We start from the raw sequence: 23,939 nt of genomic DNA on the forward strand, positions 1-23,939 counted from the left end.
CACGATGGTCGGCATGGCGGGGGTGCGGCGGTGCGCTCCAGGTGGAGGAACTGTGGTGCGAGCGTGGGCGGGGCGGGACGACCGATGACCCCGCAGCCCCCGGCACGCGCGCACTCATCGCGCGACACGCACCAGGCCGGGCCCCGGCTCGCGGGGCGGGAGTTCTTCACGGCGCGGACGGTCGCGGACGCGCTCGCGGGCTTCCGGCCCGCGCGGCGCACCCCGCGCGAGGAGGTTCCGCTGGCCGAGGCCCTCCACCGGGTGCCGGCCGCCGACGTCTCCGCTGCCGCGTCCCTGCCCGGCTTCGCCCGCTCCACGGTGGACGGGTACGCGGTGCGCGCCGCCGACACCTACGGCGCCTCCGAGGGCCTGCCCTCGTACCTGGACCTGGTCGGGGCCGTGCGGATGGGCGCCGCGCCGGAGGTGGGTGTGCGCCCCGGCGGGGCGGTGGGTATGCCGACGGGCGGGGTGCTGCCCGAGGGTGCCGATGCCGTCGTGATGGTCGAGCACACGGCCGAGACGATGCCGGGCACGATCGAGGTCACCCGGCCCGTCGCGCCCGGCGAGGGGGTCGTGCGTGCGGACGAGGACGTCGCGGCGGGCGCCGCGCTCGTCCCCGGCGGGCGCCCGCTGCGCGCGCCCGATCTCGGCCTGCTGGCTGCGGCCGGCGTCACGGCGGTGGTGGTGCGTGCGCGTCCGCGGGTCGTGATCGTCTCCACCGGTGACGAGGTGGTGCCGCCGGAGACCGCGCAGCTGCGTCCGGGCCAGGTCCGGGACGCCACGGCGTCGGCGCTGGCGGGCCTCGTGCGGGACGCGGGCGGCGAACCCGTGATCGCCGGCATCGTCTCCGACGAGCCGGGCGCGCTGCAGGAACGGCTCGGTGCGCTGCTTCCCGGGGCCGACCTGGTGATCGTTTCGGCCGGCTCGTCGGTGGGCGCCCGCGACGAGACGGCGGGGGCGGTGGCCGCGCTGGGCGAGGTCTGGTGCCACGGCCTGGCTATCAAGCCCGGCAAGCCGACGCTGCTCGCCGAGTGCGCAGGCGTCCCGGTCGTCGGGCTGCCCGGCAACCCGCTCTCGGCGCTGGTGGTGTTCCGGCTGGTCGGGCTGCCGTTGGTGTGGCGGCTGGCCGGCTGCGACACGCCCCCACCGGAGCCGTCGACGCGGGCTCGCCTGTCCCGCGACCTGCCCTCGGCGGCGGGCCGGCTGGACGTCGTGCAGGTGGCGGTGCGCGACGGCGTCGCCGAGCCGGTCTTCGGCCCGTCCGCGCTGCTGTCGGTGCTCACCCGGGCCGACGGGTTCCTGGTGGTGCCGGAACCCGCCACGGGCCTGGACGCCGGTGCCGAGGTCGCGGTCACGCTCTACCGGTGAAGAGCGGACCGGCGAAGAGCGGACCGGCGAAGAGCGGACCGGCCCCGCGCGGCAGGCTGGGTCAGTCGATGCCGCCGATGCGGTCGAACGGCCACACGACGAACCGCGCCTTGCCGATGACCTGTGAGACGGAGACCGGGCCGTTGCCCTCGGCGCGCGAGTCGACCGAGTCGTTGCGGCTGTCCCCCATCACCCACATCTCGCCCTCGGGAACCCGGACGGGCCCGAACTCCGCCTGCTGCGCGGGCCCGGCTCCGGGCAGGTAGTAGAGGAAGGGCTCGTCCACGCCGGCGCCGTCGACGATGATCCGGTTGCGATCGTCGCAGCACTGCACCGTCTGGCCGCCGACGGCGATCACGCGCTTGATGTACTCGGTCTCGTCGGTGGCGTGGATCCCCACGAGGGCGCCGATCTGGTGCAACCCCTCCATGACGGGGTTCCCGCTGCCGTGCGGGATCTGCAGCTCGCTGCTGGTCCAGCTGCGCGGGAGCGTGAACACCACGACGTCCCCGGGTTCCGGTGCGCCGAAGCGGTGGGCGAGCTTGTCGACCAGCACGCGGTCGTTGGTGCAGCCGGAGCAGCCGTGCAACGTCCGTTCCATCGAGCCGGACGGGATGACGTAGATCCGCGCGACGAACACCGGGACGAGTGCCAGCACCAGCAGTGCGACGGCGACCAGCACCGGGCCCCGCCGGAACCGCGGGCCGTCCGTCTCCTTCTCCCGTGGCGCTGCGGCACCGCCCGGACCGGGCGCCTCCGCCGCGTCCCGGTCTTCCACCGGCTGCTTGCGGAACACGGCTTGCTCCCCTCGTCGGACCGGCGGCCCCGGACGCGACGCGCGCGTCCGGGGCCGCCGGTGCGATCAGTAGTCGACGGCCGAACCACCAGCACCCGACGCTCCGCGGGAGGCCGTGCACTGGATGATGGCGTCGTCCTCCATCGGCGGCAGCCACCGGCAGGTGGCAGTGGCCGTGCCCGACTCACCGGGCGGACCGTCCTGGTCCTTCGGATCGCCGGCCTGGGCCGCGCCGGCGCACAGTGCCGCCGAGACGGCCGCCGCGGCGGTCGCGGCGGCGATGCGGCACACGATCCGTGTCACGCAGACACCTCCTGGTTCGAGGTCGGTGGCGGCGGGGGGCTGCGGCACCCTCATCGCTGCACCCCCGTCGCCCCGTCGCCACCGTCGTCGCCCACCACGTTGCAGATCGGCATGTTCACCGGTGGCATGTACGCGGTACAGGTGACGTCCTGACCGTCCTCGCCGGGGGCCCCCACGTTGTCCGGGTCGTCACCGGCGTGCGCAAGCCCGGCCGAGGCCACGAACCCGCCTCCGACCAGGAACGCTGCCGCGATCATGACGACCGGCCGACGGGCCGGACGTCCGCTGCGCCCTCGCACGTCCGACGCCACGACTCAGTAGTCGGCGCCGGTGCCGCCAGCACCGCCGACGCCACCGGTCGCGTTGCACTGGGACACGTCGCCGCCCTGGCCCAGGAGACCGAGGGAGATTCCGATCGGGATCAGGCAGTTCGCGTTGGCGTCACCGCCCGAACCCCCCGGGCCGCCGACGTTCTCGGTGTCGCCGTAGCCGTGACCACCGGCGAGCGCGGCACCGCCGAACAGCGTCGAGCCGACCGTCGCGAATGCCGCCACGGCGATTGCAGCCTTACGTGCGCCCATGTTCATCTAGCGTTCTCCATTCATTGTTCTGGTGTCCGGGCGACCCATCGAGGGCCCGACATGAATATGACCCGGTCACCGATTCCCGCGCCGATCTCGAGCTGTTCGAGAAGACTGGGAGAATCGTGCCGGGAATGGCCGTTCCGATTGAAGCCGTGCAGTGACGGATACCGCACCGATGGATCAGGGCGGACGCCGCCGTCGAGAGCTATCCTGAGGGTGGTGCAGGCCCCCGACGAGCCCGGGGGCCTGCACCACCTTTACTCAGGAGGGAATGGAGATCAGTAGTCGGCGCCCGTACCGCCGGCGCCGCCGGCCCCACCGCCCGCGTTGCACTGCGAGACGTCCCCGCCCTGGCCGAGCAGGAGTCCAGCCGAAACACCGACCGGGATCAGGCAGTTCGCGTTGGCGTCGCCACCGGAACCGCCGGGACCACCAGAGTTCTCGTGGTCGCCGTGGCCTCCCGCCATTGCCGCACCACCGAACAGCGCGGCTCCCGCCAGAGCGAAAGCAGCTGCAGCAGACACGACAGAGGTCTTACGAAGCATCCTTGCTCTCCTTGGTGATTGACGGAACGCCAGTCGCTCCGCGCAGACCAATGAGTAGTCCTCTCCCGTAGACCTGTCCAGCGCAAGGACCCCCACTCCCGCAGATCCCACCCGGTCGGGTTGCGCGCCCTGTTGTGAACCACCACGAGTTATTTCCGGATCGCAACCGAGTCCGTCCCCAGAATGCTAGCTCACACGCGTGTCATTCACCGCCCCATGCCACCACAACCGAGCGATGGAGTGACAGTGCGCACGCAGCGTAATTGTTGATCGCCGTGCCGACCCGGCTGAGTGAAGAGTCGCCGAATGACGTAACAGGACAGACCGGCCTTCGTTGTGCTGCACGGATCGACGCCGACGTCCGCGGGCGTAACGGGTGGCGATTGATCGGCACGGCTCGGCAACGCGGGACCCGGCCGGTGCGTCCACGCGCCCTGGGGGAGGGTGACCAGGAATCCGATGATCAGACTCGAAGGTGTCGGCAAGAGCTACCGCGCCGGTGACGCGGAGGTTCGCGCGCTCCAGGGAGTCGCGCTCACCGTCGACGAGGGCGACTTCGTGGCGATCATGGGCCCGTCCGGCTCCGGCAAGAGCACGATGATGAACATCCTCGGCTGCCTCGACGTGCCGACCGAGGGCCAGTACCTCCTCGACGGCGTCGACGTCTCCGGGATGACCGACGACGAGCTGGCCGACATCCGCAACCGCAAGATCGGTCTCGTCTTCCAGTCCTACAACCTGCTCCCCCGCACGACCGCGCTGGCCAACGTCGAGCTGCCGCTGCTCTACGGCAAGCAGCGGGCACGCCGCACGCGGGCCCTGCGCGCGCTGGAGGAGGTCGGCCTCGTCAACCGCGCCACGCACCTGCCCAACCAGCTCTCCGGCGGGCAGCAGCAGCGGGTCGCCATCGCGCGCGCCCTGGTGACCCGCCCGACGATGATCCTGGCCGACGAGCCGACCGGGAACCTGGACAGCGAGGCCAGCCGCGAGATCGCCGAGATGCTCGGGCGGCTCTCCGACGCCGGCCGGACCGTCGTCCTCATCACGCACGAGGAGGAGATCGCGGCACACGCGCGCCGCGTCGTGCGGCTGCGCGACGGGCGCATCGTGAGCGATGTCCGCAACGACGGAACGGGGACCGCCCCCGTTGAGAACGACACCGCTGAGAACGTGACGCGCGAGATCCCCCTGTTCGAGGAGCGGGCGGAGGCCGGCGCATGACGCTGCGGCTCGCGCTCGTCATGGCGTGGCGTGGTCTGCGCGCCAACCGCCTGCGGTCGCTGCTGACGATGCTCGGGATCATGATCGGGGTCGCCTCGGTGATCCTGCTCGTCGCGCTGGGCAACGGCACGTCCGCGCGCCTGAACGCGCAGCTGGAGGCGCTGGGCACGAACCTGATCGGCGTCTTCCAGGCCCGCGGCAGCGTGTCGGAGGGCGGTCGCAGCCAGCCGCTGACCGACCGCGACGTCGAGGCGCTGCGCGACTCCACGGAGGCTCCGCGGATCGTGACGGTCACGCCGGTCAAGCAGGCGAGCGCCGTGCTGAAGGGCGACTACGGCACCTGGCGCACCAGCATCGTGGGCTCGTCGCAGGACTATCCGGTGGCGCTCAACCGCACGCTGGACGCCGGCAAGTTCTTCACCGACTCCCAGGTCCGGACGGGTGCGCGCGTGGTGGTGCTCGGTCCCCGCCCGATCCAGGAGCTCTTCGGCGGCATCCCCGCGGCGGCGCTCGGCCAGCAGCTGCGCATCGGCTCGCAGATGTTCGAGGTCATCGGCGTCCTGGAGCCCAACGGGCAGCAGGACGACATCGCCGTCATGCCGATCACGACCACCCGTACCTACCTGGTCGGCGGCGGTGCCGACGACCAGGTGGACCAGCTCGTGGTGCAGGCCAGCGGGCAGGACGCCGTGCCCGCGACGATGGCCAAGGTCAACCGGGTCCTCATGCAGGCGCACCGGATCGACGACCCCACGCAGAAGGACTTCGAGGTCCGGTCGAACCTCGACCTGCTCGAGCAGTACGGCGAGGTCACGGCCGTCTTCACGCTCTTCCTCGGCGCCATCGCCGCGATCTCGCTGCTCGTCGGGGGGATCGGCGTCATGAACATCATGCTGGTCACGGTCACCGAGCGGACGCGGGAGATCGGTCTCCGCAAGGCGATCGGCGCCCGCCGCCGGACGGTGCTCGAGCAGTTCCTGGTCGAGTCGACCGTGTTGTCGGGCATCGGCGGCCTGGTCGGTGTGGCCCTCGGGGTCGGGCTGTGCCTGCTGGGCCAGCGGCTCGGTGCCGCGCTCGGCGACTTCGCCCCGCCCCAGCTGTCCATCCCCTCGGTGATCCTCGCGTTCACCGTCAGCCTGTGCATCGGCCTGTTCTTCGGCGCGTATCCCGCGAAGCGCGCCGCCCGGCTCCGCCCCATCGAAGCGTTGAGGTACGAATGATCACCCGATCCACCGTCCGCCGCCTCGGCGCCGTGACGCTCGTGCTGCTGCTGGCCGGGTGCACCAGCCAGGAGTCCGAACCGCTGACGGTGAAGGTGACCCGGACCAGCGTGACGTCGACCGTCACCGCAACCGGGTCCCTGCAGGCCATCACCGAGCAGAACCTCGGGTTCCCCGACGGCGGCAAGCTCGTGGAGCTGAACGTCGCCGTCGGGCAGCAGGTCGAGCCCGGGCAGATCCTCGCCCGCGTCGACGACTTCGCGGCCCGTCAGGAGCTGGAGGGCGCGCGGGCGCAGCTGGCGCAGGAGCAGGCGGCGCTGGCCCGGACCCGCGGCGGCAACCAGGTGGACGCCGCCGAGGACGACCTCGCGCGGGCGAGCGAGGTCCTCGACGCCACGAAGGAGCAGGCCGAGGCCGTCGACGACGCGAACTCCTCTGCCGTCGAGCAGGCCGAGAAGCAGCTGAAGCTCGACGAGGAGGTCCTCGACGACACCGAGGACCGGACCCGGGCGGGCCGGCGCTCGTGCACCGCGGCGGACCGCAGGGAGGCCGAGGAGGCCGCGGAGGACGACGAGGACGAGGACTCGCCGCAGGGGCTGCTCTTCTCACGGTCCGGGCAGTCGGGGCAGTCCGGGCAGTCCAGTGACTGCGAGAACGCCGCGCAGAAGGAGGCCGAGGTCGAGGCGGCGCAGCGCCAGGTCCGCTCCAGCAAGGCCGCGCTCGAGCAGGCTGAGAAGCAGCGGCGGGTCGAGAAGACCCAGCAGGAACTGGCCATCGAGAACGCCCGGCGCGACCTGGCGGCCGCCAAGAACGAGGCCGAAGCCGCCCGGGGCGAGCGCCCGCACAACATCGACGAGCAGGCCGCGGTCGTCTCGCAGCTGCAGGTCGACGTCGAGACGGCGCAGCGTGCCGTGGAGGACACGGTCCTGCGTGCGACCGTCGCCGGCAAGATCGCGAGCATCAACGGCGTGATCGGCGAGTTCCTCGGCAGCGGTTCGGGAACGACCGCGCTCGCGCCCGGCGGCACCGTCCCGCTGCCGGACCGCAGCACCGGGGTGTCGTCGGGCGAGGAGCTCGGCGGCGGCGAGGAGCGGCCCGGCGGTTCGGCGTTCATCGTGCTCGACGACGTCCGCACGTTCCAGATCGTGGCGCCGTTCGCCGAGTCCGACGCGGCCCGCATCGAGCCGAACCAGGAGGTCGAGGTGACCTTCGACGCCGTCCCCGACCTGACCCGCACCGGCACCGTCGCGAGCATCGCGCCCACCGGGACCGACATCCAGGGCGTGACGAGCTACTACGCCGTGATCGTGCTCAACGAGCTCGACCCCCGGTTGATGGACGGCCAGACGGCGTCGGCCAGCGTGGTGGTGGACCACCGCGACGACGCCCTCGCCGTGCCGAACGCCGCGATCCTGCAGGGCGGGCAGACCGGTGTGGTCACGGTGCTCGGACCGGACGGCGCGCAGGAGCAGGTGCAGGTCGAGCTCGGCCTCTCCGGTGACAGCGTCACGCAGGTCCTCGCCGGTCTCGAGGAAGGCCAGCAGATCGTCGTGGCGCCCGGGGAGTAGTGGCCGCTACGGCAGGAACAGGCCCTTCGGGTCCAGCTCCGCGACGAGCGCGGCGCGGCCCGGGACGTCCAGCGGCCGGTCCCGGGCCGCCTGCGCGCCGAAGCGGAAGTTCGGGGTGTCACCTGCGGTCCACGGGGCGACCCGCTGCATCAGCTCGCCGTGCAGGCGGCCGGGGACCTCGGTGCCGTCGACCAGGGACAGCACGCTCAGCAGGTACGCCGCATCCCGGTGCGCGACCGCGTCCGGCACGGCGGGCGGGCGGGCCAGCGCGCCGCCGAGGTGGCGCAGGCCCAGCACGCACATGACCGGCGCATCGGGACCGGCGACGTCCAGCGCGGCGTGCAGCACGGCCGGGTCGAGCGCGTGCAGCATCGCGTTCGTGCCGGTGTAGGCGTGTGGCTCCGTCGGATCGTCGAAGATCGTGCCCGCCGCGGTGTAGGGCAGCTCGCCGAGCGTGTCCGCCAGCAGCGGCACTGCTGCGCGCAGGGGCGCCACCAGCCGCTCCCCCTCGGCCACCGATCCCGTGCAGGCGATGTGGACCTTCGCGGCGTAGCGGCCGCGCAGGTGGTCGGGCACGGCCGCCACGTCGGGGAAGGGCAGCATCGTGATCGAGGACGTGACGTCGTGCGACAGGTCGGCCGTCCACTCCCGGTAGGCGTCGAGCAGCGCAGGTACGTGCGGCCCGTCCACGAGCAGCGCACCGCCGAACAGACGGCCGACCGGAACCAGCCCGACCTCCATGGCCGTCACCACCCCGAGGCCCGCGCCCGCGCCGCGCAGTACGCGGAACAGCTCCGGATCCGCCGCGGCGGTGACGTGGCGCTGTTGCCCGTCGGCGGTGACGAGGTCGACGCTGCGGACGCGGTCGCTGGCCCAGCCGAACGTGCGGGCGAGCACGCCGATCCCGCCGCCGAGGGTGTAGCCGACGGCGCCGACCGCCGGCGACGAGCCGGACAGCGGCGCGAGGCCGTGTGCCGCGGCGGCCTCGGCCACCTGCGTCCAGCGCGTCCCCGCCTCGACCCGCGCGGTGCGCGCCACCGGATCGACGCGCACGCCTGCCATCCGCCGGGTGCTGATCAGCACGCCGCCCTCCAGTGGTGTCCCGCGCCCGTGCCCGCTGGTCTGCACGGCCACCGGCAGCCCCCGGTCGGCGGCGTGGCGGACCGCCCGCGCCACGTCCTGCGGGCTCGTGGCCCCGACGACCACGTCCGGCCGGTGCGGATGCGCCAGCTGGTACCCGCCGACCTCGGCGCGGTATCCCTCGTCGTCGGAGCGCCACACCGGACCGTTGATCTGTGCGATCTCGTTCATGGCGCCGACCGTAGGAGGCCTTCCGGACAGGATCGGTCCGTAAGGTGGACGGCGTGACGACGCCCGCTCGCCTGCTGCGCCTGCTGTCCCTGCTGCAGAGCAGGCGCGAGTGGTCGGGCGCCGAGCTCGCCGAGCGGCTCGCGGTCACCGACCGCACCGTGCGCAGGGACGTCGGGCGGCTGCGGGAGCTGGGCTACCCGATCGAGGGCACCACCGGCACGGCGGGCGGCTACCGCCTGACCTCGGGGAAGGACCTGCCGCCGCTGCTGCTCGACGACGAGGAGGCGATCGCGGTGGCCACCGGGCTGCTCACCGCCACCGGCACCGAGGGCGTCGAGGAGACCGCGGTCCGCGCGCTGAGCAAGCTCTCCCAGGTGCTGCCCGACCGGCTGCGCCGCCGGCTCGCGGCCGTGGGTGAGGCCACGGTCCGGTTCCCGCAGCGGGGCGGCGCCCGGGTCGACCCCACCGTGCTCGGCGTGCTCGCCGGCGCGGCGCGCGACCGCGAGATCGTCGGCTTCTCCTACCGGCGTCGCGACGGCGAGGTCGCGGCCCGCCGGATCGAGCCCTACCAGCTCCTCGCCGGGTACGGCCTGTGGTGGCTGCTGGCCTTCGACCTGCACCGCGACGACTGGCGCACGTTCCGCGTCGACCGCATCACCGCGCCGCAGCCCGTGCGGCACCGGTTCGCCCCGCGCCCGCTCCCCGCCGAGGACACCGTGGCCTACCTGCGGGAGAGCATCGGACGCGCGGCCAGCCGGCACGTCGTACGGGCCGTCGTGCGGGCCCCGGCCGACGTCGTGGCGGCCCGGCTGCCGATGGCGATCCCGGGGCGGGTGCAGGCGCTCGACGCGCAACGTTGCCTGGTGCACCTGGGCTCCGACTCGCTCGACCGGATCGCCCAGGACATCGTCGCGCTCGGGCCCGAGGTCGAGAGCCTGGACGCCCCGGAGGAGGTGCGCGAGCACCTGCACGCGCTGGGCCGCCGCCTGCTGGGGGCCTGAGCGCCCCGTCAGCAGTTCGCGACGAGCACCCGCTCGCAGGCCCGCACGACCACGTCGGCCGTCCGGCGCACATCGACGCCCGGGAGCGGGTGCTCGGCCAGGCGGCGCCAGCGGGCCAGCTCCTCGCCCGCCGCCTGCGCGACCTCCCGCTGCGTCGCACCCGCCACCAGCCCGAGCCGGGTCCGGGGATCGGTGCCCGCGGCTCCGAGCAGGCGTTCGACGGTGTCACGCTCGGCGTCCGGCACGTCCAGCTCCCCCGCCCGCAGCGCGTCCACCACGTCGAGCTCGGCGAGCTCGTGGGCCCGGGCGCGGGTGCGGTCCAGCCGGTATCGCAGCCCCTCGCCCCCCGCCGGCGGCGGCACGCGACGGACGAGGTCCTCCAGCGCCATCAGCACCGCGCGGGCCTTGAGCCCCTCCGCGCGGCAGGCCAGCCGCTGTGCGAGCAGCTCACGCAGGCGGGGCACGCCGCCGGCCTCGACGAGTGCGGCGGCGAGCGCCTCCCGGCTCGGGGCCCGGCCGGACCGGATCTCCGCGACCGCGAACCGCACCACGGCCTGCCCGAACGGGACGGGCCGCGAAGGCACACCGGTCGGCGTCGCGCTCGCTGCCGGCATGACGGGACGCGCCCCGTCGCCTGCGACCACCGCGACCGCCAGCGCCCCGGCCGGGACATCCTGCGGGTCGAGGCCGTCGGCCCCGGCGAGGCTCTGCAGGATCCGGTACTGCTCGTCGGACAGCCGGGCGCCCGCTTTCGCGAACTCGGGCGCCACGGGCACCACGACGTGGCAGAGCCGCCGCACCTCGCGCCGCGCCGCGGACGCGACCGCCGCCCGCTGCCCCGGCTCGTCCACCGGGTCGTCGACCACGAGCGCACCGATCGCGTGCGCCGGGCGGTGCCGTGCCGGAACGCCGGAGCGGTCGGGCGGTTCCACCTCACCGTCACGCCGCGGCAGCACCACGACGAACGCGTCGCCGGGCGGGGACGCCGCGGCATCGACCAGTACCGCCGCGCCGGGCTGCCCGTCCTCGTCGGGCGCGGCCAGCACCGGCACCAGCGCGGCCGAGCCGTCGCCGTACACCCCGACCCGCAGTGGCGCGTCGAGCCGCTCCGCGAGCGCCCGCACGGCGCCGAGGTGCTCCGTCCCGCCGTAGCGCTCCCGCGCCTCCCGCACGGCCTCGCGCACCTGGTCGACCAGCCCTGCGGTGGCCTCCCCCGCCGCGTCGGGCGCGGCCCGTGGACGGAGGGCACCGGCGTCGGCGACCGGCACGGAGCCGGCCACCGCCGTGCCGCGCCCGGGAGCGGAGCGGACCTCGATCCGGCCACCGACGGCGGAGACGCGGGTGGTGACGTTGCGCAGACCCCGGCCCGGGGACGCGACCGCGCGGCCGGCGTCCCAGCCCGGGCCGTCGTCCTGCACCGAGAAGCACAGGCGGCCCGGCTCCGTGTGCAGCCGCACCCGGATCGGGGCCCCGGGTGCGTGCTTGCGCGCGTTGTTGACCGCCTCCAGGCAGCAGAAGTACACGGCCGACTCGACGTCCTGCGGGAACCGGCCGTCGTGGTCGATCGCGCTCGCGTCGACCGCGACCGGTGGCTGCCCGCCCGCCAGCTCCTTCTCCAGCGCCCCGACCAGCCCCACCTGGGCCAGCAGCGGTGACGACACCCCGGTGGCCGTCTCCGCGAGAACCGACTCGGCCACGTCGATCTGGCCGGCGACCTGCTCCAGCCGCTCGCGCGCCTCGTCGAACCGGGCCGTGGACACCTGGTGCTCCACCAGGCCGAGGGACAGGCGCAACGACACCAGGTGGTGCTGCGCGCCGTCGTGCAGATCCCGCTCGATGCGCCGCCGCTCCCGGTCCATCTCCGCCACGACGGCCCGCCGCGACGCCGCGATCTCGCTCGCGTGCGCCAGCGCGGCCCGCAACTGGCGCTCCAGCTCGATGCCGTACCGGCTGGCCTGCAGCACGGCGCCGAGGCTCTCGGCGACGTCCTCCAGCAGGTGCCGGCGCTGCCACTCCAACCCGGCGACGGCGGCGTAGTCCACCGCGAGCGTGCCGATGGCCTCGGTCCCGTGCCGGACCACGACCTCGACGAGCTCGTCCGGGCCGGGTTGCGCGCCGTCGGTCCAGGTGTAGCTGCGATCGCGCAGTCCGGGCCGGGTGACCGTCAGCCTGCAGGTGGCGGCCCCGAGCCCGCGCCCGACGGCCTCCGCCACGCGCGCCAGGTCGGGGGCGTCGCTCGTCGCGGTCACCCGGGAGAGCGCCGTGACCCCGGCGAGCACGCTGTACGGGGTGGGCCGGCTGCCGAACAGGAGCTGGTCGGTCCACCGTTCGGCCCGCACGTAGGCGGGCCGCAGGGCCAGCGCCGCCAGCACGGTGGCGACGAGCGCACCGTCGCCGACCAGCAGTCCCGCCGCGCTGCGCACGAGGACGTAGCCGCCGCCGACCAGCGCCGCGGTGAGCCCCGCCGCCAGGCCGCGGCTGAACAGCCGCTCCGCGTTCCACAGGCCCGCCCGCCGGGTGGCGACGAACGCCGCTGCCGCGATCGCGATGCTGGCGACCCGGGAGAACCAGTACAGCAGCGCGGTCGGCTCGCCGTGCGCCCCGATCGTCGGGTGCTCCAGGAGGAGCAGGCCGCCCCACCCGGTCGACCACATCAGGAGGGTGATCACCGCCAGCACGATCGCGATGGCGGACGCGACCGCGACGACGCTGAACAGCAGCCGGGCCTGCGTGCGCGCCGTCGCCGTCGGGGCCTCCCTGATCTGGCGCGGCAGGACCAGCACCCCGACGACCGGCCCGAGGAACCCGAGCAGCAGCACGCCGCTCACGGCGTGCGGCAGCGGGGACGTGAGCCCGACGAGCAGGAGCGTGCCGGCGCAGGCGAGGACGAGCAGGACGCGCGCCGACCGGGCGGGCCGGGGCTCCCGCTCCGGCGGGAACAGCAGCAGCGCGAGGATGTACGCGACGCCCGGGACCCCTTGGAACACCAGCTGGTGCAGCAGGCCGATCTGCAGGCCGAGCGCGGTCTCGACCCCCATTGCGGCGGCGTGCGCCTGCAGGTCGAAGGCGCCCGCCGAGCCGACCATCGCGAGCGCCAGCAGGCGGGTCGACCAGGTCCCGTCCTTCCCCGCGAACAGCGCTCCCGCGACGACGAGCGAGAGCACGCTCAGCCCGAGGTCGAGCGCGCGCTGGACGGCGGGCCCGCCGGTCTGCGCCGCCGCGAGGACGCCATGGGCCCACGGGTCGCCCGCCGCGGCCGCCGCGGCGACGCCGGACGGGTCCGCGCTCAGGATCCACCCGACGACTCCCAGGACGAGCGCCGCCAGCGACAGCACGGCGCTCACCAGCAGGCACACCGCGTACGCGAGGGCGGCCGGCATCCCGGCCGGGACGACCGCACCGATCCGGCCCGCCGCGGTGGTCACGGCGCCCTCAGCTCCGCGCCGACGCTGCCCTCGACAACCGGTTCGAGCCGGTCGGGGAGCCGGACGCACACCCGGACCGGGGCGGGCGGGACGGACGCAGCGGGGTCGGTGGTGACCGTGAGCTCGCCACCGAGGGCGGCCAGGCGTTCGGTCTCGTCCGCGAGCGCGGTGCGGAGCTCGTCGGGGCCCCCGGTTCCGGCCGGGTCCTCGACGACCACGCAGACCTGGGCGTCGGCGTGCTCCAGGTGCACGAGCAGCTCGCCGTCACCGGGGCGGGCGGACAGGGCGTTCAGGGCAGCGACGACGACGTAGTAGACGCCGGACTCGATCTCGTAGTCCAAGCGGGCGCCGAGGTCGCCGGTCAGCCGCACCGGCCGCAGCAGGTCGGCCGCCACCTCGTCGAGCGCCGCGGCGGGCCCCTGGTCGCGCAGCACCGCAGGGTAGACGCCGCGGGCGATCAGGCGGAAGCGGTCGAGGAGCTCGTCGAGGGTGGTCCGGGCCCGGGCGAGCGCCACCTGTGCCGATCCGGCGTCCTCCGGGCTGCGGCGCAGCTCGGCACCCGCCGCAGCCACGTCGGCGCGCAGGACCGCCAGCCGTCCGCTCGTCGCACCGCCCAGCTCCATCACGAGGCGCCTGCGCTCCACCTCGCGCGCTCGGGCGAGGCGCTGCCGGGAGGCGCGCAGCTCCTCGGCGAGGCCGTCGGCTCGGCGTACCCGCTCCGCGAGCTCCGCGTTGAGCGCCACACCGCGCAGCAGCAGCGCTGCCCCGTTGGCGACGTCCCGGACGAGCTCCTGGTCGCCGGGCGTGATGGGCGCTCCCGGCTTGGCGATGGTGAGCACCGCGCGCAGGAGCGTGCCCTCCAGCACCGGGACGGCGTGGTCGACGTCCCGGTCGACGAGCAGCACCGCGAGGTTCTCCGCCTCGCCGCCGCCGTCGTCGTCGGGCGGCGGGTGCTCCGCCGCGGCGACCAGGCGGTCACCGACGGCGAGCCACACACCCGCGCGGCTGGCGCCCGTGCCGTCGGCGAGCACCTGCGCGAGCCCCGGCAGCGCCTGCTCCAGCGCGCCCGCCCGGATGCGCGTCGCGGCCGCCGCGAGCGACGAGTAGGGCGTGACGTCGCGATGGTGGGTGAGCCGTTCGACGACGTCGTCGATCCACGGCTGCACGGACCCGAGCGCGAGCGCGGCGAGGACCACCGCCACGAACGGCAGCAGCACGTCGACGGCGCCGGCCCCCACAGCGCTACCGCCTTCGACGACGACCACGAGCACGCCGACGACGCCGCAGGCGACGAGGAGCACCCGCAGCAGCCGCGCCAGGATCGTCCGCTTCATCGCGCCACCGGCCCCGATTCCGGTCGCCACGCTATTCGCCGCGGCGTCCGGAGCCAAGGGGGCGGACGGGCGAGTGCGGGACATCGCCTGAGTCAGTCGCCGTCGCGCTGGGAACGCAGGTAGGTGAGCACGGCCAGCACCCTGCGGTGGTGCTCGGTGGTGTCGGGGTGCAGGTTCAGCTTCCCGAAGATGTTGGCGATGTGCTTCTCGACGGCCTTCGGCGTGACGAACAGCTGACCGGCGATGCCGTTGTTCGACCGCCCCTCCGCCATGAGCCGCAGCACGTCGAGCTCGCGCTCCGACAACGTCGAGATGATGCCCTTGCGCTCGCCGCGCGGCCGCTCGACCAGCCGCCGGGCCAGTACCGGCTCGATGACGATCTCACCGCTGCCGATCCGCGCCAGCGTGTCGCTGAGGACGTCGACGCTCCCGACCTTCTCCTTGAGGCGGTAGCCGATGGCCTCGGTGCCGATCTGCAGGATCCGCATCAGGTAGTGCGACTCCGCGTAGTGGGACAGGAACAGCAGGCCCATCCCCGGGTGCGCGGCGCGCAGCTTCTCGGCGGTGACCAGCCCGCCGTCCGGCTCGGGCGGCATCCGGATGTCGAGGACCGCGATGTCGGCCTGTTCGTGGGTGAGCAGGCGGACGAGGGAGTCGCCGTCGGCGGTGGAGCCCACGACCTCGTGCCCCGCCGCCTCCAGCAACATGAGCAGCCCCTCGCGGAAGAGGGCACCGTCCTCGGCAAGCGCTACTCGCATGGGATCCTCATCGTGATCGTGCCGGCCTGCGGCTCGCCCGTCAGGTCGATCGCGCCGTCGAGGCGCCGGACCGCGCCCAGCATCGCGTCCGCGTGCCGCAGATCGATCCCCGCGACGTCCACGGCCAGCGTGCGCCCCTCCCGCCGCACGACGACGTCGAGACCGGCCCCGCCGACGGCCGCGGACTCCAGGCACCCCGCCACGGCGAAGTACGCGGCGCCCTCCGCCGCCGGCCCGAAGCGGTCGGGCGGGGCGTCCACCCGCACCGTCACGTCCATCCGCTCGGCCACCTCCCTCATGGCCGGGCCGAGTCCGGCCTCGTCCAGCAGCGGGGGGTAGATCTTGCCCGCGACGTCGCGCAGCTCCTGCAGCACGGCGTGCAGCTCGTCCTGCAGGGAGTCGATGGTGGCGTGCAGGTCCGGCCCGGCCGCGGACACGCGGTGCCGGACGAGCCCGAGCTGCAGGGTGAGCGCGGAGATCCGCAGCGCAGCGCCGTCGTGCAGCTGCCGTTCGAGGCTGCGGCGCAGCAGCCACTGTTCGCGCTCGACGCGGAGCCGGACCTCCGGTGCGGGGTCCGCGAGGCGCGTGACCTCGGAACGCCGATCGGGCGGGCCCTGGCCGGAGGCGGTGCGGGGAGCGTCGCCGGCGCGCTGCGCTGGCTCGAGCATCATGCGACCCATCGTCCGGCGCCCCGACGCGTGCGGGAATGGGGTGCGCCCCACCACAGGTAGGGCTGTCCCCCTTGTTGTGCGCGGATCTGCCCACAACCGTAATGACCGACCCTCGAACAGCGACGTGCGTTCGAGACTCCCAGGGAGGAGACGTGGGCTATCACCTCGGGGTGGACCTCGGAACGACGTTCGTCGCCGCCGCGCTCGCCACCGACGCTCGTGTCGAGATGTTCACCCTCGGCGACCGGACGGTGGTCACCCCTGCCGTCGTGTACCTGCGCGAGGACGGCACCCTCGCCTCCGGCGACGCCGCCGCGCGCCGGGCCGTCGGCAGCCCCGACCGGGTCGGGCGCGAGTTCAAGCGCCGCCTCGGCGATCCGACGCCCGTGGTGCTCGGGGGCGAGCCCTACGCGGTCACCGCCCTGCTCGGCACCCTGCTGCACGACGTCCTGACCCGGATCGCCGAGACCGAGGGCACGAAACCGGACAGCGTCGTGCTCACCCACCCGGCCAACTGGGGGCCCTTCCGCAGGGAGCTGTTCGACGAGGTCCCGCACGTCGCGGGCCTCACGGCGCCGCGCACGGTCACCGAACCCGAGGCGGCGGCGGCGCACTACGCGGCGTCGCGCGACCTGCCCGACGGCGAGACGGTCGCCGTGTACGACCTGGGCGGCGGCACGTTCGACGCCACCGTGCTGCGCAAGCACGCAAGCGGCATCGAGATCCTGGGCGTCCCGGAGGGCATCGAGCGCCTCGGCGGCGTCGACTTCGACGAGTCGATCCTGTCGTTCGTCAACTACGCGGCGGGCGGCGCGCTCAGCGAGCTCGACATGGGCGACCCGCAGACCGCCATCGCACTCGCCCGGCTGAACCAGGACTGCGTGCTGGCCAAGGAGGCGCTCTCGGTCGACACCGAGACCACCATCCCGGTCTTCCTGCCCAACCGGCACTTCGAGGTCCGGCTCACCAGGGCCGAGTTCGAAGACATGATCCGGGCCCAGGTCGAGTCGACGATCGGCACCCTGGTGCGCGCGCTCCGTTCGGCCCAGGTCGAGCCGAGCCGGCTGTCCGCCGTGCTGCTGGTCGGTGGATCCTCCCGGATCCCCCTCGTGTCGCGGATGATCTCCGAGGAGCTCGGCAGGCCCACGGTCGTCGACGCGCACCCCAAGTACGCCGTGGCGCTCGGTGCCGCGACCCTCGCGCTCGCGGGTGCGGGCACGGCGCGCGGCGACGCGGGCGGCCGGGCCGCGGCCGCACCGGCGGGCGCGGTCGCGCAGATCGCGGCGGGCGACGCGGCGCCCGAGCCGGGAGCTCGCGGTGCCGGCGCAGGGGCGACGGTCACGGCCGGCCCTCCACCGGCCGAACCCGTCGCTGCGCCGCGCGCCACCGCGCCGTCCGCCGCGCAGCCTGCCTCCGCCCCTCCGGACGTGCGACCGCCTCGGCCCGCAGGCCCGCCACCGCCTCCCGATTCCCGGGACGACCGTCCCGACAGGCGCCGGGCGCTGCTCGTCGTGGCCGCGGTGGCCGCGCTGCTCGCCATGGTGGGCGGGGTGGGCTACGTCGCGGTCAACCGGTTCTGGTCCGGGCCCGAGGTGCCCACCGCGCAACCACTGCCCCCACCGGAGCCCTCGCCGGAGCCCGGACCCGAGGCCACGCAACCCCCGGCGCCCGCGTCGAGCGTGCCCGTGCCGTCGCTGGGCCCGACGGTCCCGGTCGGTCCCACCGCGGGCTTCGTCGTCGTCGCACCCAACGGGCGGCAGGCCTACATCGCGAACCGCGCCGCGGGCGTGGTCACGGTCCTGGACACGGCGGTGGACCGCGTGACGGCCACGATCCCGGTGGAGGCGGGACCGCCGCAGTTCCTGTCGTTCTCCCCGGACGGCCGGACGATCTTCGTCAGCATCTGGGACGAGGCGCGCACGATCGCCGCCGTCGGCGTGCTCGACACCACCCGCAACGCGATGGTCGCGACGATCCCCGTGCGCACCAGGCCCTTCCTCGCCGCCGTCACCCGCGACGGGAAGTGGCTGTACGTGCCCAACCACGACTCGGGCACGGTCTCGGTCATCGACATCGCCGCCCGGGAGGTGACGACCGAGATCGAGGTGGCGCCCAACCCGCACTGGATCGAGTTCTCGACCGACGGCACGCGCGGCTACATCGCCAACCACGAGTCGAACCTCGTGTCCGTGCTCGACACGGCCACCGACACGGTGCTCGCGGAGATCCCGGTCGACCGGAGCCCGCACAGCGTGGCGATGCACCCCACGCGGCCGCTGGTGGCCAACGTGAACTACGACGCCAGCACCGTCACGATGATCGACACGAACACCGAGCGGGTCGTCGCCACGATCCCGGTCGGCCGCAACCCGCAGGACATCACGTGGGCGCCCGACGGGCGTTTCGCCTACACCGCCGACGTCGAGAGCGACACCGTCTCGGTGATCGACGCCGAGACGATGACCGTGACGGCCACGCTCCCGACCGGTCCGTCCCCCACCTCGGTCGCGGTGCATCCCGACGGGACCACCGGCTACGTCACCAACCTCGGGGACGGCACGCTCACGCTGTTGAACCTCGCCGGCTGAGCCGCGGTGCGGGGTGCCCACCCCACCCGGGATCGGCGGGCCCTCCCCCGGCTCGGTAGGGCGAGCCTCATGTGCCGCCGAAGCGCGGGAGCGCATCCTTCCAGGAGTCACCGGAAACGCCGGGCCCGGAAGGAGAAACGACGATGAGCACCACCGCCGCAACTCTCAGCAATCGCGACAACGCAGTTCTCCGGGCCGTTGCCGCCGGCCGTTGCGAGATCTCCGGTGCCGGCGCCGTACTGGTCGTCGACGGCCTCTGCTTCGCCGACCAGTTCACCGGCTCCCGGCTCACCGCAGCCGGCCTGATCGCGTCAGCAGCCGGTACCGGACGGGCACTGCTCACCGCGTCCGGTCGCGCGCAGCTCGGCGGGGTGGCGTCGTGACGACCACCAGCGCCACCCCCGCCGTCCACGTCCCGCTCGTCCGGCACGACCGCTGCGACCGGTGCACCGCATCGGCACAGGTCAGAGCCGTGTTGCCGAGCGGCGGAGAGCTCCTGTTCTGCGGCCACCACGCCCGCGCGCACGGGCCGCGGTTGCGAGAGGTCGGTGCCGTCCTCGGCCCCTGAGAACGCCCACTGGTCCACCCGAGCCCGGTCGCCTCCCGCGCGGCCGGGCTCGTCGCACGTCCGGGCCCGACGGGTGGGGTCGACCCCACCCGTCCGCGGGTGCCGGCTCCCCGCGCGGTGGGGCCTGCTCGATGTTCTCGATCACCGTTCCCCGCCATTCTCGACACGGGTCAAGAACTGCGGGAATTCGTTCCGCGACCCGTTCCCACACAGAGGTGGAGAGAATGTCGGACCACAGCGATGAGCACTACGACGAGCAGTACGACGACGAGCAGTACGACGACGAGCACTACGACGACCACGAGGACTGGGAGTGGGAGGAGGACACCGAGGAGGCCTCGGAGGACGAGGACTTCGAGGAGGCCGACTGGGAGGACGAGGAGTCCGACTGCGAGGACTACGAGTACGCCTGACCCTCCCACCGGGACGGATCGAGGACGATGAGCGTGCAGCCCGTTGCGCACACCGCGACCAGGACCCCGCAGGAAGTCCTGGACGCGGCTGTCGCGGCTGCGCACGCCGGGGGCCGGCCGGACCTGGCCGACCGGCTCTCGGCGACTCGTCGGCTCCTCGGCACCGCCCCGGTCACCGTGCAGGTGGCCGGTGGCGCGCAGCAGGACCGGACCGCGCTGGTCACAGCCCTGCTGCGCGCCGGGTCCACCCGCCCCTCGTTCACCTTCGCCGACCCCGCCGGCGCGCTGGGCACCGCGGTCGACGCGGTCGTGCTCGCCGTCTCCGCGGCGCGGGTGCTCGGGCCCGCCGACCTCGACCTGGTGCGCGCGCTGCGCCACCGCTCCCCCCGAATCCTGCTCGCCCTGACCGCGATCGACCGGTACCCGGCCTGGCCGGGGGTGCTCGAGGCCGACCTGGCACGGCTGCGCGCCGCCGGCGTCACCGCCGCGCCGTTCGCCGTGTCGCTCGACCAGCACGGCCTCGCCCTCGCCTCCGGCAACCCCTCGCTCGCCGCGTCCTCCGGCATCCCGGCCCTCGCCCGTCGCCTCGACGACATCGCGGAGCAGGCCGTCCTCGGCACCGCGTGGACCGCGGCCCAGGAGGCGCTGGAGGCCGTCGCCGAGCTGGCGGCCGCGCCCCGACCCGGTGGGCGCCGCAGGCGCACCGCGTCCGACCGCGACGAGCCCGACCCCGGACGCGCTCGCCGGCAGCAGGTGCTGGCCGACGGCATGGCCGCCGCGTCGTCCGACGTGGAGTTCGACCTCCGCAGCCGCGTGCGCGGCGCCGTCGCCGACGCCGAGCGCGTCGTGGAGGCGAGCGACCCGACGCGGAACTGGGACGAGCTCGACGCCTGGCTGCGCGCCCGGCTCACCTACGAGGGCGAGCAGACCTGCGCGCTGCTGGGCGCGCGCGCCGCGGCGATCACCGCGGCACTCGAGCGTGACCTCGGCGGCGCACCGCTGCCGCGGCAGGAGCCCGCCGAGCTCTCCGACCCCTTCGACGGCCAGCCGACCCGCAACGCACCCCTCGGGCGCCGCAAGCCACTCGCGGCCCGCAGCCGCGGCCTCGTGATGTCCGCGTACGGGGGCCTGATGATGACGCTGGTCCTGCCTCGCATCGCGGGCGTGCAGCTCCCGCTGTGGGCCGTGGTGGCGGCAGCGCTCGGCACCGCCGTCCTGCTCGGCGCCGCCACCCTGAGCGGCGAGCGCGGGCGGCGGCTCGAGACGAGCCGCACCCGGGCGCGAGCGCTCATCCGCCACCGGGCCGACGGCTTCCTCCTGGTGGCCGGCAAGCACAACCGCGACACCCTCCGCCGCATCCAGCAGGACCTGCGCGACGAGTGCGCGGCGCGGGAGCGGGCCCACCCGCCCCTGGCCCGCTCGCACACCCCTGCCCGTTCCGGGCGCCCCGTCGACGGGTAGCGCCGGGCGGCAGCGGTTGCGTCAGCGGCCACGGGGGGCCGGGTCCAGGTGCCGGCGCTGCCGGCGCGACAGCGGGACGAGCAGCGCGACCAGCGCGACGACCGCCGCCAGCACCACCGCCAGCAGCGTCGCGACGCCCGACGGGGTGACCGCCCCCGTCGGCGGAACGCCGGTCGCGGGCCCGTGGTGGTGGCCGTGCCCGCCCGCGGCCACCGGTGGGCCGGGCGTCGCGCCGAGGGGCAGCTCCAGCGCGCGGTGCGCAGGCTCGGGCCCGCCGTCGGCCCAGCTGTCCGTCCACTCGACCGTGCCGCCGCCGGCGTCCGTGCAGGCCGCCCGGAAGCGGACCGGGCCCGCGCCCTCCGGCATCAGTTCGACGTGCACGGTGAAGTCGACCGTTCCGGGCTCCCGCGGCCCGGTCGCCGTCCAGGCGACGGCCGAGACGGCCTCCTGCACGGGGCCGTCCGCGCTCGGCGCGGGGACCGGGAGCGTGGTCGTGGTGAGCTCCGCCGTCCACCCCTGTGGTGGCGGGGCGGTGACGCCGACCAGCGGCCGCCCGGTGGGCAGGAGCAGCCGGAGGTCGACGGTGGGGGCCGCGCCGTCGGTCATGCGGAAGACCAGCGTGACGTCGCGGGCGCCGGGCTCGACGCGGTCGGGTTCGACGACGAGCCCGGCGCCGTCCGGCGGGCCGGGCCGGGCCGCCCCCAGCAGCAGCGCCAGGAGCGGCAGCAGGACCGCGGCCACCGCCCGGGCCGCCGGTGGTCGCCGCCCGGTCATCCGTGGCGGCTCAGGTCGTGGAAGAAGTCGTCGACGACCTGCAGGTCGCCGGCGCGGACGACCTCGTCGTAGACGTACTTGCCCACCGCGAGGTCGAGCACCCCGAGCCCGAACGGTGAGAACACCACCGGCCGGTCCGGCGCGACGGTGAGGCGGCCGGTGAGGACGTCGTCCAGCGTGCCGTCGAGGAAGTCGCGGTTCCCGGTGAGCTGCTCGACCAGGTGCGGCGACGTGCCCACCTTGAGGCAGTGCTCGACGTCGTCGACGACGTTGGTGGCCGCGAGCAGCACCTCCGGCGCGAGGTCGCGCAGCGACACGTGCAGCACCACCGGGGCGTGCGCGAACCACGACACGTCGTGGACGTGCGGCGAGCTCGCCACGGTGGCGAAGACGACCAGGTCGGACGACCGGACCAGCTCCTCGACGCTGTCGTGGACGGTGATCCGCCCCGCCACCCCGGACCGCTCCAGGTGACCGCTGAACCCCGCGGCGCTGCCGGCGGCGAGGTCGAAGACGCCGATCTCGTCGAACGACCACCCGGTGCCGGTCAGGAACGTGTGGATGTAGCGGGCGATCAGCCCCGTCCCCACGAATCCCACGCGCGTCGGTCGGGCCCGCCCCTGCGTGAGCCGGTCGGCGCCCAGCGCCGCCGACGCCGCGGTCCGGGTGGCGCTGATGATCGAGCTCTCCAGGCAGGCGAACGGGTAGCCGGTGTCGTGGTCGTTGAGGATCAGCACGGCCGAGGCCCGCGGGATCCCGGCCGCGACGTTCTCCGGGAAGCTGGAGATCCACTTGATCCCGTCCACCCGCACCTGCCCGCCGAGTGAGGCGGGCAGCGCGATGATCCGGGACGACGGGCGATCCGGGAAGCGCAGGAAGTACGACGGCGGGTTCACCGAGTGGCCCGCGCCGTGCAGCCGGTAGGTGGCCTCGACGAGCTCCACCACCTGCTTCTCCCGGCCGTGCAGCGCCCGCTGCACCTGGGAGCCGGAGATCACCGCGAAGGGCGGCGGCGCGGCGGTCACGGGCGCAACCCTGACACCGGCATGCGCATCGGACCGCTCATCCCGACAAGCACCTGGCGTTCCCCCTCGTAGGGCTCCCGGCTGTGCGCCGTGCGCAGGTTGTCGACAACCATCAGGTCGCCCGCCTGCCACGGCTCGCGCAGGGTGTGCGCCTCGTAGGCCCGGTTGAGCAGGTCGACGACGTCCTGGCCGATCGGGTCGCCGCCGCCGAACCGCGTGGTGAACGGGAGGCCGTCGGCGCCGTAGGCGTCCACGAGGTACTCGTGCACGTCCGGGTCCATCGTCCACTCGTTGAGGAACGCGATCTGGTTGAACCAGCAGCCCTGCCCGGTCTCCGGGTGCCCGACGACGGCGCGGCGGCGCTGCCGGGTGCGCAGCCCGCCCCCGGGCTGCCACTCGAACTCGATCGCGTTCGCCCGGCAGTACGCTTCGACGGCACCGCGGTCCTGCGTGCCGAACGCCTCGGCCCAGGACGCCCCGATCTCCTCGTTGTAGTTGCGGACGAGCATCCAGCCCTCGATGTTGAACCGGTGCGCCAGCTCCAGCGGCAGCTCCTGCATGACGGCTGTCGAGTCGGCCACCCCGGTCACACCGCCCGCGGCCGGCGGGGTCAAGCAGGCGAACATCATCTGCGACGGGGCCTCGAGGGCGTAGCTCAGCTCGTGGTGCATGCACATCGGCTGGTTGGCGGGCCACGTCGTCGAGGAGTAGACGCCCTCGGTGTACGCCCGCCGCGGCGCGAACGCCTCCCGCTCGGTCGTCAGGCCGGGGCCGAGGGTCCGGAACACCGCCGCGGTGTCGGCCACGTCCCGCAGCCCGAGGCCGCGGACGAGGACGGCACCGTGCTGCAGCACGGCCGCCCGCAGCCCGTCGCGGTGCTGCGCCGCCCAGCCGGGGGCGTCGGCGGTCGGGGTGACCTGCAGGAGCGGGGTGCGCCCGGGACGCAGCTCGACGTCGAGCGGTGGTGCCAGGTGGGAGGACGACATCACGATCTCCTTCGGTCGG

Annotated in this window: 23 protein-coding genes; 10 read left to right on the top strand and 13 right to left on the bottom strand. The window is 74.4% G+C overall.

All coding sequences use genetic code 11. The features are described 5' to 3' along the window. The first annotated feature begins 84 nt into the window (after positions 1-84). Entirely contained in the window at positions 85-1,368 is a 1,284-nt protein-coding gene (gene glp / locus CFP66_RS26550) for a gephyrin-like molybdotransferase Glp (protein ID WP_094927888.1), read from the top strand. A 61-nt stretch (positions 1,369-1,429) separates the two neighbouring features. On the opposite strand, the gene lepB is transcribed toward glp, so the two are convergent. The 5 genes from lepB to CFP66_RS26575 form a co-directional block, all read right to left on the bottom strand. Further along, positions 1,430-2,164: a signal peptidase I gene (lepB, locus tag CFP66_RS26555; RefSeq protein ID WP_094927889.1), complete on the bottom strand. Its 735-nt coding sequence runs from the start codon at positions 2,162-2,164 to the stop codon at positions 1,430-1,432. A 66-nt stretch (positions 2,165-2,230) separates the two neighbouring features. Next, complete coding sequence (locus tag CFP66_RS26560; protein ID WP_143517384.1) at positions 2,231-2,467, bottom strand: hypothetical protein; 237 nt, start codon at positions 2,465-2,467, stop codon at positions 2,231-2,233. A gap of 50 nt (positions 2,468-2,517) precedes the next feature. Further along, positions 2,518-2,724, bottom strand: coding sequence for a hypothetical protein (locus CFP66_RS26565; RefSeq protein WP_094927891.1), 207 nt, complete (start codon positions 2,722-2,724; stop codon positions 2,518-2,520). Between the two features lie 57 nt (positions 2,725-2,781). Next, on the bottom strand, positions 2,782-3,048 hold the full coding sequence (locus tag CFP66_RS26570) for a hypothetical protein (RefSeq protein WP_143517385.1): 267 nt from the start codon (positions 3,046-3,048) through the stop codon (positions 2,782-2,784). Positions 3,049-3,329: 281 nt separating this feature from the next. Then, on the bottom strand, positions 3,330-3,596 hold the full coding sequence (locus CFP66_RS26575; RefSeq protein ID WP_143517386.1) for a hypothetical protein: 267 nt from the start codon (positions 3,594-3,596) through the stop codon (positions 3,330-3,332). A gap of 459 nt (positions 3,597-4,055) precedes the next feature. Here CFP66_RS26575 and CFP66_RS26580 point away from each other — a divergent pair, with 459 nt between their 5' ends. From CFP66_RS26580 to CFP66_RS26590, 3 genes are read left to right on the top strand one after another with little or no spacing between them, the layout of a single operon-like run. After that, on the top strand, positions 4,056-4,817 hold the full coding sequence (locus tag CFP66_RS26580; protein ID WP_094927894.1) for an ABC transporter ATP-binding protein: 762 nt from the start codon (positions 4,056-4,058) through the stop codon (positions 4,815-4,817). Next, the gene (locus CFP66_RS26585) at positions 4,814-6,037 is read left to right on the top strand and encodes an ABC transporter permease (protein ID WP_094927895.1); all 1,224 of its coding nucleotides are present in this window, start codon (positions 4,814-4,816) and stop codon (positions 6,035-6,037) included. The genes CFP66_RS26580 and CFP66_RS26585 overlap by 4 nt, the downstream gene beginning before the upstream one ends. Next, positions 6,034-7,605: an HlyD family efflux transporter periplasmic adaptor subunit gene (locus CFP66_RS26590; RefSeq protein ID WP_094927896.1), complete on the top strand. Its 1,572-nt coding sequence runs from the start codon at positions 6,034-6,036 to the stop codon at positions 7,603-7,605. The genes CFP66_RS26585 and CFP66_RS26590 overlap by 4 nt, the downstream gene beginning before the upstream one ends. A 6-nt stretch (positions 7,606-7,611) precedes the next feature. On the opposite strand, the gene CFP66_RS26595 is transcribed toward CFP66_RS26590, so the two are convergent. Then, positions 7,612-8,916: an FAD-binding oxidoreductase gene (locus CFP66_RS26595; protein ID WP_094927897.1), complete on the bottom strand. Its 1,305-nt coding sequence runs from the start codon at positions 8,914-8,916 to the stop codon at positions 7,612-7,614. 44 nt (positions 8,917-8,960) lie between these two features. Here CFP66_RS26595 and CFP66_RS26600 point away from each other — a divergent pair, with 44 nt between their 5' ends. Further along, the gene (locus tag CFP66_RS26600; RefSeq protein ID WP_198961684.1) at positions 8,961-9,917 is read left to right on the top strand and encodes a YafY family protein; all 957 of its coding nucleotides are present in this window, start codon (positions 8,961-8,963) and stop codon (positions 9,915-9,917) included. Between the two features lie 8 nt (positions 9,918-9,925). Here the strand turns inward: CFP66_RS26600 and CFP66_RS26605 are convergent, their stop codons facing one another. The 4 genes from CFP66_RS26605 to CFP66_RS26620 form a co-directional block, all read right to left on the bottom strand. After that, positions 9,926-13,342, bottom strand: a complete 3,417-nt coding sequence (locus CFP66_RS26605; protein ID WP_094927898.1) for an ATP-binding protein — start codon at positions 13,340-13,342, stop codon at positions 9,926-9,928. Then, a complete protein-coding gene (locus tag CFP66_RS26610) occupies positions 13,339-14,676 on the bottom strand; it encodes a hypothetical protein (RefSeq protein WP_143517387.1) in 1,338 nt (445 codons plus the stop codon). The genes CFP66_RS26605 and CFP66_RS26610 overlap by 4 nt, the downstream gene beginning before the upstream one ends. A gap of 92 nt (positions 14,677-14,768) precedes the next feature. Continuing rightward, a complete protein-coding gene (locus CFP66_RS26615; protein WP_094927900.1) occupies positions 14,769-15,434 on the bottom strand; it encodes a response regulator transcription factor in 666 nt (221 codons plus the stop codon). Continuing rightward, the gene (locus tag CFP66_RS26620; RefSeq protein ID WP_158228227.1) at positions 15,425-16,105 is read right to left on the bottom strand and encodes a sensor histidine kinase; all 681 of its coding nucleotides are present in this window, start codon (positions 16,103-16,105) and stop codon (positions 15,425-15,427) included. The genes CFP66_RS26615 and CFP66_RS26620 overlap by 10 nt, the downstream gene beginning before the upstream one ends. Positions 16,106-16,257: 152 nt before the next feature. Between CFP66_RS26620 and CFP66_RS26625 the strand changes: the two genes are divergently transcribed. The 5 genes from CFP66_RS26625 (at position 16,258) to CFP66_RS26645 (ending at position 21,135) form a co-directional block, all read left to right on the top strand. Continuing rightward, entirely contained in the window at positions 16,258-18,693 is a 2,436-nt protein-coding gene (locus tag CFP66_RS26625) for an Hsp70 family protein (protein ID WP_094927902.1), read from the top strand. Between the two features lie 143 nt (positions 18,694-18,836). After that, entirely contained in the window at positions 18,837-19,076 is a 240-nt protein-coding gene (locus CFP66_RS26630) for a hypothetical protein (RefSeq protein WP_094927903.1), read from the top strand. Then, on the top strand, positions 19,073-19,261 hold the full coding sequence (locus CFP66_RS26635; RefSeq protein ID WP_094927904.1) for a hypothetical protein: 189 nt from the start codon (positions 19,073-19,075) through the stop codon (positions 19,259-19,261). The genes CFP66_RS26630 and CFP66_RS26635 overlap by 4 nt, the downstream gene beginning before the upstream one ends. Positions 19,262-19,485: 224 nt before the next feature. Beyond that, positions 19,486-19,674 carry a hypothetical protein gene (locus CFP66_RS26640; RefSeq protein ID WP_094927905.1) on the top strand — a complete coding sequence of 63 codons (189 nt, stop codon included), beginning with the start codon at positions 19,486-19,488 and terminating at the stop codon, positions 19,672-19,674. Between the two features lie 27 nt (positions 19,675-19,701). Continuing rightward, positions 19,702-21,135 carry a hypothetical protein gene (locus CFP66_RS26645; RefSeq protein ID WP_094927906.1) on the top strand — a complete coding sequence of 478 codons (1,434 nt, stop codon included), beginning with the start codon at positions 19,702-19,704 and terminating at the stop codon, positions 21,133-21,135. 21 nt (positions 21,136-21,156) lie between these two features. Here CFP66_RS26645 and CFP66_RS26650 read toward each other — a convergent pair whose 3' ends face one another. Genes CFP66_RS26650 through CFP66_RS26660 form a run of 3 tightly spaced genes read right to left on the bottom strand, consistent with a single transcriptional unit; the run spans position 21,157 to position 23,920 of the window. Then, positions 21,157-21,909 carry a DUF1775 domain-containing protein gene (locus CFP66_RS26650; protein WP_094927907.1) on the bottom strand — a complete coding sequence of 251 codons (753 nt, stop codon included), beginning with the start codon at positions 21,907-21,909 and terminating at the stop codon, positions 21,157-21,159. Next, entirely contained in the window at positions 21,906-22,934 is a 1,029-nt protein-coding gene (gene sbnB / locus CFP66_RS26655; protein ID WP_094927908.1) for a 2,3-diaminopropionate biosynthesis protein SbnB, read from the bottom strand. Before sbnB ends, CFP66_RS26650 begins: the two co-directional genes overlap by 4 nt. Then, the gene (locus CFP66_RS26660) at positions 22,931-23,920 is read right to left on the bottom strand and encodes a TauD/TfdA family dioxygenase (protein ID WP_094927909.1); all 990 of its coding nucleotides are present in this window, start codon (positions 23,918-23,920) and stop codon (positions 22,931-22,933) included. Before CFP66_RS26660 ends, sbnB begins: the two co-directional genes overlap by 4 nt. Positions 23,921-23,939 lie beyond the last annotated feature (19 nt).

This window comes from Pseudonocardia sp. MH-G8 (assembly GCF_002262885.1).
Classification (GTDB): domain Bacteria; phylum Actinomycetota; class Actinomycetes; order Mycobacteriales; family Pseudonocardiaceae; genus Pseudonocardia.